This window comes from Burkholderia sp. MS455, from assembly GCF_016899445.1.
In the GTDB taxonomy this organism is placed as follows: Bacteria; Pseudomonadota; Gammaproteobacteria; order Burkholderiales; family Burkholderiaceae; genus Burkholderia; species Burkholderia pyrrocinia_C.
This window is the reverse complement of the sequence record NZ_CP041778.1, coordinates 1,806,887-1,819,572: the sequence shown is the minus strand read 5'-3', so window position 1 is coordinate 1,819,572 and position 12,686 is coordinate 1,806,887. Positions and strand designations below refer to the sequence as shown.

General features: G+C 62.6%; 11 protein-coding genes. 7 read left to right on the top strand and 4 right to left on the bottom strand.

Going from position 1 to position 12,686, the window contains the following annotated elements; all coding sequences use genetic code 11:
- Window positions 1-13 precede the first annotated feature (13 nt).
- Window positions 14-1,774, top strand: coding sequence for an AMP-binding protein (locus tag FPJ27_RS12725; RefSeq protein ID WP_204421364.1), 1,761 nt, complete (start codon window positions 14-16; stop codon window positions 1,772-1,774).
- Window positions 1,775-1,838: 64 nt separating this feature from the next.
- Here the strand turns inward: FPJ27_RS12725 and FPJ27_RS12720 are convergent, their stop codons facing one another.
- Window positions 1,839-2,858 carry an AraC family transcriptional regulator gene (locus tag FPJ27_RS12720; protein WP_072439030.1) on the bottom strand — a complete coding sequence of 340 codons (1,020 nt, stop codon included), beginning with the start codon at window positions 2,856-2,858 and terminating at the stop codon, window positions 1,839-1,841.
- Window positions 2,855-3,310, bottom strand: a complete 456-nt coding sequence (locus tag FPJ27_RS12715; protein WP_204421363.1) for a GNAT family N-acetyltransferase — start codon at window positions 3,308-3,310, stop codon at window positions 2,855-2,857. The genes FPJ27_RS12720 and FPJ27_RS12715 overlap by 4 nt, the downstream gene beginning before the upstream one ends.
- Before the next feature lie 538 nt (window positions 3,311-3,848).
- Here FPJ27_RS12715 and FPJ27_RS12710 point away from each other — a divergent pair.
- The 4 genes from FPJ27_RS12710 to FPJ27_RS12695 all read left to right on the top strand — a co-directional run bounded on the left by FPJ27_RS12710 (window position 3,849) and on the right by FPJ27_RS12695 (window position 7,417).
- Window positions 3,849-4,694, top strand: coding sequence for an ABC transporter permease (locus FPJ27_RS12710; RefSeq protein ID WP_239483308.1), 846 nt, complete (start codon window positions 3,849-3,851; stop codon window positions 4,692-4,694).
- Window positions 4,681-5,532: an ABC transporter permease gene (locus FPJ27_RS12705; protein ID WP_204421361.1), complete on the top strand. Its 852-nt coding sequence runs from the start codon at window positions 4,681-4,683 to the stop codon at window positions 5,530-5,532. Before FPJ27_RS12710 ends, FPJ27_RS12705 begins: the two co-directional genes overlap by 14 nt.
- Entirely contained in the window at window positions 5,529-6,560 is a 1,032-nt protein-coding gene (locus FPJ27_RS12700) for an extracellular solute-binding protein (RefSeq protein ID WP_204421360.1), read from the top strand. The genes FPJ27_RS12705 and FPJ27_RS12700 overlap by 4 nt, the downstream gene beginning before the upstream one ends.
- A 557-nt stretch (window positions 6,561-7,117) precedes the next feature.
- On the top strand, window positions 7,118-7,417 hold the full coding sequence (locus FPJ27_RS12695) for an H-NS histone family protein (RefSeq protein WP_204421359.1): 300 nt from the start codon (window positions 7,118-7,120) through the stop codon (window positions 7,415-7,417).
- Between the two features lie 582 nt (window positions 7,418-7,999).
- Here the strand turns inward: FPJ27_RS12695 and FPJ27_RS12690 are convergent.
- Together FPJ27_RS12690 and FPJ27_RS12685 are read right to left on the bottom strand one after the other, a co-directional pair.
- The gene (locus tag FPJ27_RS12690; RefSeq protein WP_204421358.1) at window positions 8,000-8,758 is read right to left on the bottom strand and encodes an SDR family oxidoreductase; all 759 of its coding nucleotides are present in this window, start codon (window positions 8,756-8,758) and stop codon (window positions 8,000-8,002) included.
- Window positions 8,759-8,897: 139 nt separating this feature from the next.
- Entirely contained in the window at window positions 8,898-9,842 is a 945-nt protein-coding gene (locus tag FPJ27_RS12685) for a LysR family transcriptional regulator (protein WP_204421357.1), read from the bottom strand.
- 208 nt (window positions 9,843-10,050) lie between these two features.
- Here FPJ27_RS12685 and FPJ27_RS12680 point away from each other — a divergent pair, with 208 nt between their 5' ends.
- Window positions 10,051-11,334 carry an IS256 family transposase gene (locus FPJ27_RS12680; protein WP_204420906.1) on the top strand — a complete coding sequence of 428 codons (1,284 nt, stop codon included), beginning with the start codon at window positions 10,051-10,053 and terminating at the stop codon, window positions 11,332-11,334.
- Between the two features lie 124 nt (window positions 11,335-11,458).
- A complete protein-coding gene (locus FPJ27_RS12675) occupies window positions 11,459-12,673 on the top strand; it encodes an FAD-dependent monooxygenase (RefSeq protein WP_204421356.1) in 1,215 nt (404 codons plus the stop codon).
- The last annotated feature ends 13 nt before the right edge of the window (window positions 12,674-12,686 follow it).

Sequence of the window (12,686 nt, the reverse complement as noted above, 5' to 3'; positions counted from 1 at the left end):
CGGAGTCCGACCGATGCTCAGCGGTCAAACAAAGACGCATTACCGGGATTTCATCGCGCGGTTCTCGGAAGCAGCGCAACGCGACCCCGACCGGATCGCGCTGATCGCCGGCCGCGAGCAATTGACCTACCGGCAACTGCACGAGCGAGTGCTTGGATGCGCGGCGTCGCTCGACACGCTGAGGCAAACGAGCGACGCCATGCTGCTCTGCCTGCCGCGCGGCGTGCCGCTGATCGTAGCGATGACCGCGTGCCAGCGTCAGGGCGTGCCCTACATCCCGATCGACTTCCGGACGCCGGCACCGCGCATGAGGCAGATGCTCGACGCGAGTGCGGCAACCGCGGTGCTGCACGATACGGCCGGCACGCCGCATCCGTTCATCGCCGATTTGCCGGTCGGCACCCCGCAACTCGATATGGCGGCGTGCTCCGCCGCGCCGACGTGCACGCCGCCACCAGGCGCAAGCCGCGAAGCGTACCGGATCTTCACGTCCGGCTCGACGGGCAAACCCAAGATGGTCAGGGTCACGACCCAGGGATGCGCGAACCTGATCGACTGCCTTGGCGAACTGCTCGGATGCGATGCGGACACGAGCGTGCTATCCAGCACCTCGCCCGGCTTCGACATTTTCTATCTGGAGTACGCGCTGCCGCTTGCCAATGGCGCAACCCTGACACTCGCCGATGACGGCCGGGCGGCATCGCCGCAGTTGCTGGCCCGGCTGCTGGAGCAGGTCCGTCCGGCGATTTACCAGTCCACACCGTCGCTGCTGAAGTGCCTGTTGCCGTACCTCGGCGCATCGTTCCGATTCGACCGCCTGCTGGTCGGCGGCGAGCCGCTCGGCCAGGCGCTCTCGGCCGAGATCCACGCGCGTGCGGCGCGGCCGTACAACATGTACGGTCCGACCGAAACCACCGTGTGGTCGACCTGTCAACGGATCGATCGGCCCGGTGAACGGCGCATTGGGCTGCCGATCCAGAACACGCATGTGCTGGTCGTCGACGAACATGGCTCGGAGGTGCCGCTTGGCGTGGAGGGACGCATCCTGATCGGGGGGGACGCGGTCGCGCTCGGCTATCTGGGCAACGCCGCGCTCACGGCGGAGAAGTTCATCGCGAGCGCCGACGGCCGCACGATCCGTTACGACACCGGCGACGTCGGCTTCGTCGATCGGGAGGGATGCCTGAATTTCGTCTCGCGCGTCGGCGACTTCGTGAAGATCAACGGGCATCGGGTCGACCTGCAGGAGATCGGCGACACGCTGGAGGCGCTGCCGTTCATCAGCGAGGCGGCGGCGATCCACACGCGCGACCAGAGCGAGATCGACAGCCTGTCCGCATTCATCACGCTCGATCCGCGCCATGTCATCGCGGATCCGGTGGAACTGGCGCACGCGCATCTGCGCCAATGTTTGCCCAAGTATCTGTGGCCGCGCGAGCTGACCGTGATCGACACGCTCCCGCGCAACGGCTCCGGCAAGCTCGATCGGAAAGCGCTTGCGAGCCTGCCGCCTGAGCAACCTATGCCGCTTCCCGTCAAACGGAACGCGGCACCCGATAGCCCCGAACACGTGCTGATCGTCCTGCTCTCACCCTACCTGAACGTGAGCCGGCTCGGCGAGCACGATAACTTCTTCGCGCATGGCCTCACGTCGATGCACGCGGTTTCGTTTCATCTGTCGCTGGCCGACCGGTGGCCGCGCATCGAACTCTTCCACATCTTCGAGTACCCGACAATTTCCGGCTTGTCGCGGATCGTGGCAAATTTGCGTTGACGCCTCTGGAGTTCGGCGGAGTAGAGGCTGGCCATGTTCATACGGGCAGTCCTGGCCTATTTTTTCATTCGGTCGCTTCTTTCGACCAACGCTTCATCGCTCGGCTGAATGCGGATGTACTTTTGTATCCCAATCGCGCCGCGATCTCCTTGATCGAATATTCCTTTTTGGCCAGATATTGCGATGTCAGATCTTGACGTACAAGGTTGTGCATGGCACTGAACGACGTCCCCATCTCCTGGAGTTTCCGCTGCAAACTGCGCAGTGAAAGTCCGAGCTCTCTGGAAAACTCGGCGATGTCTTGACACGCGGGGTTGTCGTACATCAGGCCAAGTAGTCGTCCGATGAGGTCCGACGGGACCCAGTGCGCAAGTTCGAATTCGCGCTTTGCGCACGCCTTTTTTGCCAATTCGAATTCTATCGGGTGTGCGAGCGGAAGCGCGATTTCAAGTGTCGATCGATCGAACTCGAGAAAACTTTCGCGAGAATTGAATTCGATTGGGCAGTTGAAATAGGCCCTGTAAGATTCCGCGTGCGGCGGTTCCGGATAGGCAAATCCTATCCTCAGGAATTCCGGATATTGCCCGATCAAATCACGCATCTCCCGGCGAATGGCGGTGAAAACCATGTCGGTATTCAAAACCAGGAGATCCGTGCGATAGGTATAGCCGCCAACCGTAATTCTGGCCACATCGCCCGTTGTCGTTATCCTCATTCTGAAATAGCTGATCCCCAGCAACGGATGCTCGAAGCCCAGGCGCAGCGCGTCGCCCAACGTCGGGCTCACCAGCATGGCGTGGGCTCGCAGGCCGTACGATGTCACCGGGATCGCGTTTCCGATATGAAGCCCGATCGCGGTGTTGCCGGTCGCCTCGAGTGCATTCGCAAACAGCACCATTTCCTGCGCATGCGTCACCATTGCGTTGGGTCGCTCGACGTCCGACGGAGAAATGCCCGCGCCTCTCAGCAAGACGTCGACGGGAACCCCCATACGCTTCATGAAGTCGATCGTGATGAAGATGGTGTGAAGCGGCGCCGGCCGTTGCGCGGCAGTGCGGTGACTCATGTCGGCTACCGGCTTCATTCGACTCCTAGCGACTTCGTAAACACGACCTGGCATCCATACTCGTCCAGTTCGCCGCGCTTCCACCCGAGACGCTGGTAGAAGCCATCGGCTCGCGAGCCCGGATCGGTCACGAGCGTGACTTGCGCCACTCCCTTTTCCTTCAACCATGTCAGCGCACGGTCGAGCAGCTCCCGGCCGATGCCGGCGCCATGGAACGACGGATTCACAAACAAGGCGGTGATGAACGGCTTGTCGGTGATGACCGGCAGACAGATCCCGACCACCTCATCACGACATTCACAAATCCAGCCGCCTCCCTGCCTGATTTTCTCGATCAGGAGGTTGCGGTTGAGCAGGTGAACCTGGTGGGGATGGATTCTATTCTCGCTCACGGAGAATCGCACGTCGTAAAAAGCGCCGATGTCGCGCTCGGTCATTCGGCGGTATTCCAGCTTATCAGCAATGGCCATATTCGTTATCGCCTCTCATCTCGTTATATGAAATATGCATGGTGCGAATCGGGCAACTATCTCACGATTTTTGCAAATCCGCCAACGATCATGCCGCGGAAGCCGGATAGCTGCCACGTGTGCCGCGGCGGACTGGGGTTGGCCGAGCCATCGGCGAAGCCGCATGGCGCCACATGGGGCGCCCATCGGGGCGCCGGCGTGCGGCGCAGTACCCGGTGACCGTTCCCGGTGACCTGACGATTGGTCAACGCTTTAATGTTCCTGCATCGATCTAAATTGCAAGAGTACGAGAATTTCTGTTGGAGAAATAATCCAATATAAAATGCCGTTCGCCAAACTTATAATGTCATTGGCGCTGACGGGTAACACATTGGCGCGAACGGCACGGGCAACCCCTATAAATGGAGCGATCTATTTGATACGCTTCCTGCCAATCGAACCGGCCTGATTGAGGTAATTGGTAGTGCGTCAAGTCCCTATGGTCCACCTGCCGAAGCTGAAATCATGGCGGAAGATGTATAACCCGGCGGTGCTCGTCATGGTCGCGGGTGTTGTTCTTCCCATGATCATCCTGGCAGTGGTCTCGCTCAGCGTGCCGCTCGACTTCGGCGGCGTCGCGTGGGGCGACTTCACTGCCCGGGCGTACGAGCGGGTCGTCTTCGATCGGGACTTCGACGGTTCGCTTGTCCTTCAGCGGGGCTATCTCGCCATTTTCGCCCGGTCGATGACCATGGCCCTGCTGACCACCGCGGGATGTCTGCTGATCGGCTTCCCGACGGCGCTTTTCATGGCGACGCGCCCTCGGAAGTGGAAAGCCGCGTTGCTGATCCTGATTACGATCCCGTTCTGGACCTGCGTCGTCGTCCAGATGTACGGGTGGATCATCGTCATCGCAGACAACGGCCTGGTGAATCGGATCTTGATCGGAGCAGGCATCATTCACGGCCCGCTCGGCTTGCTCTACACCGATCTCGCGACCTTGATCGGCCTCGTCTATGCGTTCACACCGTTCATGGTCCTGCCGATCTTTGCCGCGCTCGATGATCTCGACTGGCGGCTGGTCGAAGCGGCCTACGACCTGGGGGCAAACAAGCCGGCCGCACTGGTCCATGTGGTTGTGCCGTGCTGCCGCCCGGGCATCATGGCGGGCGTAGGGCTCGTCTTTGTCCCTGCACTGGGTTCCTATACGATCCCCGGGCTGCTTGGCGGCAATCACGCGTTCATGATCGGCAACTTGATCGATTTCCAGTTTGCCGGCGGCCGGGATTGGCCTTTGGGCGCCGCCATGTCGTTTGCGTTGCTCGCGATTGTGCTTCTGGCGATGCTCATGCCCCGGCTGGGCGCGCTCTTTCAACGACAGGAGCGCGTTCATGAATTCGCCTGAACTGCGCCGGTTTCCGTTGGCCGCGGCAATCGCGATCGCGGTGCTGTTGTTCCTCTATTTGCCGATGCTGATCGTGATAGGGATGAGCTTCAACGTCGGCCCGTCCGCGCTCGTCTGGGACGGGTTCGGTATCCGCGGCTACGAGGAGGCGTGGTCCGATCCGACGCTGGTCCGTGCCGCGAAGAACTCGCTCGTTCTGGCGTTGATGTCGATGGTGCTTTCCACCGTGCTTGCGACGAGCGCGGCGGTTGCCTGGTGGTCGAGAAATGATCGGCACGGGTTCGACCGGGCGGGACTTCTCGTCGCGCTTCCGCTTGTCATACCTGAAATCGTGCTGGCGATCGCGACGATGATGCTGTTCTCGATGTTCAAGACCGAGCTCGGATTCGGCGTCGTCCTGTTTGCGCATGTGGTCTTCAGCGTGCCGCTTGCTTACCTTCCGATCAAAGCCAGACTCAAGACGATCGATCGCACGCTGCTCGAGGCTGCTGCGGACCTGTCAGCCACACCCTGGGCCGCATTTCGGCAAATCACCGTGCCTTTGGCGCTGCCCGGCATCGTCGCAGGGGCGCTGCTGTCGTTCGTCGCGTCGATGAATGATTACGTCACCAGTTACTTTCTCGCTGGCGCCGGCATGACCACATTGCCGATGTACATCTTCAGTGCGATGAAGATCGGGATCACCCCAAAGGTCAGCGCTGTCTCGACCGTCGTCATCGGCCTTTCGTCGGTGCAACTGATGGCGGTCTGGGTCATCGGTGCACGAGGCAAAAGAAGATCCACGCCCAAGCAGTCCGAGATACACCATGCAAATCTCCAAGCAATAGGAACAGTATGAAAAAAACAATCGGGGCGATGTTGCTCCTCGCCGCTGTGACGACGCAGGCCGCCGAGCTTCATATCGGAAGCTGGCCGGGCATCCTGCCCGTGAACCTGCTCAAGAAGTTCCAGGCAGATACCGGTATCGAGACGACGCTCGACACCTATGCAAGCGATGCCGCACTGACCCAGAAACTGCAGGCGGGGGGAGGAGGCTACGACGTCGTGGTGGCCGGCGACTACTACGTCCCGGTGCTCGCGAAATCCGGCCTGTTGCTCAAGCTCGACAAGAGCAAGTTGCCGAATATCGCAAACATCAAGCCTGAATACCGTCATCCGGCATTCGATCCTCAGCGGGACTATGCGATGCCCTTTACGGTCGTCCTGACCGGGTTTGCATACGACAGCGCGCGCGTGCCGGGTGGCCGGCTCGACGATAGCTGGAAATCCTTTTTCGAGCCGCCCGAGGCGCTGCGCGGCCAGATCGGCGATCTGGACGTCGAGGAGGAACTGTACATGGCCGCGAGCTGGTATCTGGGGCAGGACGAATGTACCGAACGTCCCGAGGATGCGAAGCGCGTGCTTGACGTCCTGCAGAAGCAGAAGCCCTTCGTGAAGACCTACAGCAACGACTGCACGATCGACCGTCTCGCGTCCAGGCAAATCACCGTTCAGCACGTCTGGAACGGTGCCGCTGCGCGCGCGCAGGATCGTCTGCCGACCATCCGGTTCGTGTATCCGAAAGAGGGCGTCCGGCTGTTCATGGATAGTCTGCTTATCCCGGCAAAAGCGCGGAACGTCGAATCGGCCTACAAGTTCGTCGACTGGATGATGCGGCCCGAGAACATTGCACTGGTGACGAACGCGATTCGGTACAGCAACGAGATCGTCGGGTCGGAGCGCTACATCGATCCTGCGCTGCTGAACAACCCCGCGACCAAGACACCCGAGCAATACAAGGATCGCCTCAAGCCGTACAAGATGTGCTCGCCTGCGGCACTTCAACTACGCAACAAGGTCTGGCTGAAGCTGAAGGGCAATCAATGAGCGGCGCCTGCGGCCTGGCCTTGGGGTACATACCAAGGGACCATCATGGCTGAACGTAGATCACGACAGCATCGGCATCCCGAGCCAGCTTGCATAAGCGCACCACCACTGTGCGCATGTACGGGGGGCGCGGTAGCCGTTCGCAGTCCAGTGCGCCGGTTTGACAGTCTGCCGCGGAAGCGAAATCGTCGTCTGAACGAAACCCGGCGCACGACGACCGTGTCCTTGCTCACGTTCCGGACGAAGATATCGACAACGGCATCCGAATCTCGTGTCCGTGGCGGTTGCGCTCTCGGCACGCCCGAGGGCCGTCGGGCAGTCAGTCGCTCGAGTCTTCCGCGCAGGATCGACTAGCCCCGGTCGTCGGCTCCGCCTGTGTTCGGCGATTCATTACCTCCCGGCACAGGCGGCTCGCGATTTCCCCTCTCGATCGCGCTTTTTATTCCACGCGGCATCGCGGACATTCAAAGCTAAATATTATGCATTGCGAAACAGATTGGGTCGATGCGTGCGCAAGCTTTCCAGATTCACGATTCTCACATTGCCGAGGAAACGACATGCAAACCTACCTGGACCTGAAAGCCAAGATCCAAGCACTGCAAACTCAAGCTGAACTTGCACGCAAGACAGAATTGCAGAGTGCGATAAAAGAAATTCAGAAATTGATCGCCGACTTCGATTTGAAGCCGGAAGACATTTTCGACGGTATTCAGTACAAGCTACGTCGGCGGCGTGGCCCGGCTGCCGCAAAGTACCGTGATCCCGTCTCCGGCGCCGTCTGGAGCGGGCGCGGGCGGGAACCTCGTTGGATTGCCGGTCGCGATCGAGCGACGTTCCTGATCCAGGCCGAGACGTAAATAATCGGGGGTCAAGGTACGTCCAGACAAGAGCATCTTTTCGCCCGCCCTGTCCAGCACAGCCCGATCGAATCGAATCAATTGCACTGCAAACTTGATACGAGCAGCCGTCCACGCTTGCATTCCCGCTTGGTACTGGAAGCGTCGATTCGGTCGGCCTTCGGCGTCGAAACTCGCCGATGCTTTCGCCGCCGAGTGCGTTCAAGTGGCTAACGTTGCCGCCGCGGGCGCGGTAACGCGCCGCTCTGGATCCGGGGCAAGGACCGCAGTCGGTTCGCCATATGCAAGCGTGCGTCGATCGGCAAGAAAGCCAGGACGGATTGACGGGACATGAAGGGCGTGGGATCCGGCGGCCACCATGCTGAACCAGGGCGATACAGGTTTCGGCGGCGTGTGGCGCGGGCGTCAGCACGATGAGCAGCGTTGCACCGTCCGGCGACGGCGCCACCTACGCATGCGGCCGGTGCGACGAGAACAACGCGCTTGCTCCGGCACCGGCCTGAGCGACGGGGCGCGTCGACCGCCGGAAGGCAGCGAGCCAGGTCCTGGGCAATACCTTCCGGCGCAGGCCGCAGCGCGTGTTTATCCGCGACCGACGAACGGCATCGCGGTTGCCATGATCGTCATGTTCAGGATGTTCGTGTCCAGCGGCAGATTCGCCATCTGGACGACCGCGTTCGCGACATGCGTGACGTCCATGCGCGCCTCGGGCGCCAGGCTGCCGTCCGCCTGCGGGACCCCTTGCGTCATCCGTTCCGTGAGCGACGTCGCTGCGTTGCCGATGTCGATCTGGCCGCACGCGATGTTGTACGCACGGCCGTCCAGCGCCAGCGACTTGGTGATGCCCGTCACCGCATGCTTGGTGGCCGTGTACGCGATCGTGTCGGGGCGCGGCGCGTGCGCCGAGATCGAGCCGTTGTTGATGATCCGGCCGCCCTGCGGCGTCTGCGCTTTCATCAGGCGCCATGCGGCCCGCGCGCACAGAAAGACGCCGGTCAGGTTCGTCGCGACGACGCCGTTCCACACGTCGAATTCGTATTCGCCGAGTGAAACGGGCGGGGCGTTGCGTCCGGCATTGTTGAACAGCACGTCCAGCCGGCCGAACTGCTGCGCGATTTGCGCAAACGCTTGGTCGACCGACGCTTCGTCGGTGACGTCGGCGGGAAACACGTGCGCGTCGCCGTCGGCGGCGCGGATCGCGTCCTGCGTTTCGCGCAACGATGCTTCGTTGCGCCCGAGCAGCGCGACGGTGAATCCCGCGTGGGCGAGCGCGACGGCCGCCGCACGACCGATGCCGGATCCGGCGCCCGTGACGGCTGCGAATTTCTTCGTGATAGACATGGCTTGATTTCCTGCGGGTTGAATTGGGAAAGAGGGGCGAGCGGTCGATGTCTTCGCCACCCGGTCAAGGCATTCGAAATGCGCCCGGAGCAAGCTCAAGCGACATCGTACCGCCCGCTCGATTGCGCGATAACCGCGACTATTTCATCCGCCCGGGTGCCGCCTTGCGCGCCCGCGCACCCGCCTCCGCGAACAGATCGACCACCACGCCGCGCAGCCACCGGTTCCCTTCGTCCTGATTGACCCGCGTATGCCAGAGCATATGAATTGGCGCACCGGGCAGCGTGACGGGCAACGCGCGCCAGCCGAGCGAAAACGGCGCGGCGAGCTGCAGCGCGAGATGTTCCGGCACGGTCGCGATCAGGTCGGTGCGCTGCAGGATGTAGCCCACGCTCATGAAATGCGGCACCGTCAGCCGCACCCGGCGCTTCACGCGGCGCCGCTTCAGCCATTCGTCCACCTGCCCGTGGCCGGTGCCGGCCGACACCACGACCAGGTGCTCGGCGTCGCGCCATGCCTCGACCGTCAACGGCACATCCGCGAGCGGATGCCCATGCCGGAACAGGCACACATAACGCTGATCGAACAGCCGGCGCTGATAGAACCCGCCCTTGAGTTGCGGCAGCAGGCCGATCGCGAGATCGACGCGGCCGTCGGCCATCTCGTCGCTCAGGTTGACGCTCGTGTCGCGCACGGTATTGAGCGCGATGCCCGGCGCTGCTTGCGACAGGTGTTCGATCAGCGCGGGCAGGAACACGACTTCGCCGATATCGGTCATGCCGATCGTCAGCGTGCGCGTGGCGCGCAGCGGATCGAAACCGGTCTCGGGATTGAGCGCGGCGTGCAGCGTCGCGAGCGCGTGCGACACGGGTTCCGCCAGACGCAGCGCGAACGGCGTCGGCACCACGCCGCCCGGCCCGCGCACGAACAGCGGATCGCCGAGCCGGAGGCGCAGCTTCGCGAGCGCGTTGCTGACGCCCGGCTGGCTCATGTTCATCTGCTCGGCGACGCTCGACACGCGCCGCTCCTGCATCAGCCGCTGGAAAAGCAGCAGCAGGTTGAGGTCGATCTCGCTCAGTTCCATGGGTTTCGCATTGCCCGGCTCATTGCATTCGATGATGAAGCAGATTCATTTCATTTTATTGCGGGATGAATGTCCACTCCTGAAACTACCGATGAGCTAATGTCGGAAGTGGTGTACGGCGGTGTGGAGCGGAATCGGCGGGAGGCGGTGGCGATTGCAGGAGAATGTTGCTTTCCAAGGTAACGAACCCAGCAACCAATCCACCACCATGGCGAAACGTAATCGGGAAGCGAACGACAGTCAAGCAACGGAAACAGAATTCAAGGGGCCCGTCGGCCTGGACGAGTTGATCCAGCAAGGCGCGCGGCAGATTATCCAGCAAGCGATCGAGGCGGAATTGAAGGCATTGCTCGAGCAATATTCGAACGTGAAGACGCTGGACGGCCGGCGGGCGATCGTGCGCAACGGCTATCTGCCTGAGCGAGACGTTGTCACGGCAATCGGACCGGTAACGGTCCAGGTGCCGAAGGTCCGCGATCGCTCGGGCTCGGGGGTAAAGTTCAACTCGGAGATCGTGCCGCCCTACGTGCGCAAGTCGCCGCGTGTGTCGTCGGCGCTGCCGTGGCTGTATCTGCGCGGCGTCTCGACCGGCGACATGAGCGAAGCGCTCAGCGTATTGCTCGGCGACCAGGCGAAAGGCCTGTCGGCAAATACCGTCATTCGTCTCAAAGCGATCTGGGCGGACGAATTCGCGCAATGGAACAATCGGGACTTGTCGGCGGCCCGCTGGGTCTACTGGTGGGCCGACGGCATTCATACTGGGGCGCGCAGCGAGGATTCCGACGGGCAATGTCTGCTGGTGATCATCGGCGTGAAGCCAGACGGCAGCAAGGAACGCGTCGCGCTCGCCGACGGCTACCGCGAGTCGAAGGATTCGTGGGTCGAGCTACTGCTCGATCTGAAGGCTCGCGGTCTACAAGCCGGCCCACTGCTAGCCGTCGGCGACGGCGCGATGGGCTTGTGGGCGGCACTCGAGGAAGTGTTCCCGCAGACGCGGCACCAGCGCTGCTGGTTTCACAAGATCGGCAACGTGCTCAACGCGTTGCCGAAGTCGCAGCAGGGCAAGGCCAAGGCCGCGCTCGCGGAGATCTGGAACGCCGCGACGCGCGCCGATGCGATCGTCGCCTACGATCAGTTCGTCGCGACCTATACGGCCAAATATCCGAAAGCTGTCGAGAAGGTCACGAAGGATCGCGACGAGCTGCTCGCGTTTTACGACTTCCCGGCCGAGCACTGGCAGCATGTGCGCACGACGAATCCGATCGAGTCGACCTTCGCGACGGTCCGCCACCGCACGACCCGCACGCGAAACTGTCTGTCGCGCGCGACCTTCCTCGGCATGGCCTTCAAGCTCATCGAAGCAGCAGAGGAATCATGGCGCCGCATTCGCGGTGTCGACAAAATCGAACAGATCTTGAACGGCGTGCCCTTCAAGGACGGAACACCGGTGACCGAGAGCACACCGGCTCCTGCTCAACCGCTTGCCGCTTGATCATGCTGCTCGACTGTCGTACACCACATTTGACATTAGCTCACTACCGATACGGCGCATGCATTCGACATGACCGCTGCGCAGCCCGCAGACCCTACATCTGAATATCGGAGACACCTTCATCATGCAGACGAACCTGAAGATCGCGATCGTCGGCGCCGGCATCGGCGGCCTGACGCTCGCGCTCGCGCTGCGCGAGCACGGCATCGACGCGCAGCTCTACGAGCAGACCGACGAACTGCGCGAAGTCGGCGCGGCCGTCGCGCTATCGGCCAATGCGACGCGCTTCTATGAGCGCATGGGCTTGCGTGCGGCCTTCGACGCGGTGTGCGCGGACATCCCGGGCCTCGTCTATCGCGACGGGCGCAGCGGCGCGGTGATCGGCCATCATCGCGGCGAACCCGACTATCGCCGGCAATTCGGCGGCGCGTACTGGGGCGTGCATCGCGCGGATCTGCAGGCCGTGCTGTCGAAGGCGGTCGGTCTCGACTGCATCCATCTCGGCCATCGGCTCGTCGATCTCGCGCAGCACGCCGATCGCGTCACGCTCGCGTTCGACAACGGCGAGCGCGTCGAAGCCGATCTCGTGATCGGCGCGGACGGCGCGCGCTCGATCACGCGGCGCTGGATGCTCGGTTATGACGATGCGCTGTATTCGGGCTGCTCGGGCTTTCGCGGCGTGGTGCCGGCCGCGCGCATGGACCTGCTGCCCGATCCCGACACGATCCAGTTCTGGGTCGGGCCACACGGGCATCTGCTGCACTATCCGATCGGCGACGACGGCGACCAGAATTTCCTGCTGGTCGAGCGTCATCCGTCGCCGTGGCCGTCGCGCGACTGGGTCATGCCGGCGGAAGAGGGCGAGCAACTGCGCGTGTTCAGGAGCTGGCATCCGGCGGTGGTGCAGATGATTACCGCCGTGCCGGTCAGCCAGCGCTGGGGGCTGTTCCATCGCCCGCCGCTCGGCCGCTGGAGCCGCGGGCGCGTGACGCTGATCGGCGACGCCGCGCACGCGCTGGTGCCGCATCACGGGCAGGGCGCGAACCAGTCGATCGAGGATGCGGTGGTATTGGCGGCGCAACTGGCGAAGGCCGGCCCGGGCAACTGGCGCGAAGCGCAGGAAGCGTACGAGCGCCTGCGTCGCGGCCGTACGCGCAAGGTGCAGTACGCGTCGATTTCCGCGGCCGACGTGCTGCACCTGCCCGACGGGCCGGCCGCGCAGGCGCGCAACGCGCGTCTGGCCGAACGCGACAGCGTGCTGCACCATCTGGACTGGATCCACGATTTCGACGCGCTCGCCGAGGAGCCGAGCGAGCGGCAGGGCGGCACGTGGCTTTGAGCCCGGCGTGCGC

What these genes read in the sequence shown, in the direction of transcription:
- FPJ27_RS12725 (WP_204421364.1), top strand. Translation starts at nt 14, where the DNA reads ATGCTCAGCGGTCAAACAAAGACGCATTACCGGGATTTCATCGCGCGG.
- FPJ27_RS12720 (WP_072439030.1), bottom strand. Translation starts at nt 2,858, where the DNA reads ATGAAGCCGGTAGCCGACATGAGTCACCGCACTGCCGCGCAACGGCCG.
- FPJ27_RS12715 (WP_204421363.1), bottom strand. Translation starts at nt 3,310, where the DNA reads ATGGCCATTGCTGATAAGCTGGAATACCGCCGAATGACCGAGCGCGAC.
- FPJ27_RS12710 (WP_239483308.1), top strand. Translation starts at nt 3,849, where the DNA reads ATGGTCGCGGGTGTTGTTCTTCCCATGATCATCCTGGCAGTGGTCTCG.
- FPJ27_RS12705 (WP_204421361.1), top strand. Translation starts at nt 4,681, where the DNA reads ATGAATTCGCCTGAACTGCGCCGGTTTCCGTTGGCCGCGGCAATCGCG.
- FPJ27_RS12700 (WP_204421360.1), top strand. Translation starts at nt 5,529, where the DNA reads ATGAAAAAAACAATCGGGGCGATGTTGCTCCTCGCCGCTGTGACGACG.
- FPJ27_RS12695 (WP_204421359.1), top strand. Translation starts at nt 7,118, where the DNA reads ATGCAAACCTACCTGGACCTGAAAGCCAAGATCCAAGCACTGCAAACT.
- FPJ27_RS12690 (WP_204421358.1), bottom strand. Translation starts at nt 8,758, where the DNA reads ATGTCTATCACGAAGAAATTCGCAGCCGTCACGGGCGCCGGATCCGGC.
- FPJ27_RS12685 (WP_204421357.1), bottom strand. Translation starts at nt 9,842, where the DNA reads ATGGAACTGAGCGAGATCGACCTCAACCTGCTGCTGCTTTTCCAGCGG.
- FPJ27_RS12680 (WP_204420906.1), top strand. Translation starts at nt 10,051, where the DNA reads ATGGCGAAACGTAATCGGGAAGCGAACGACAGTCAAGCAACGGAAACA.
- FPJ27_RS12675 (WP_204421356.1), top strand. Translation starts at nt 11,459, where the DNA reads ATGCAGACGAACCTGAAGATCGCGATCGTCGGCGCCGGCATCGGCGGC.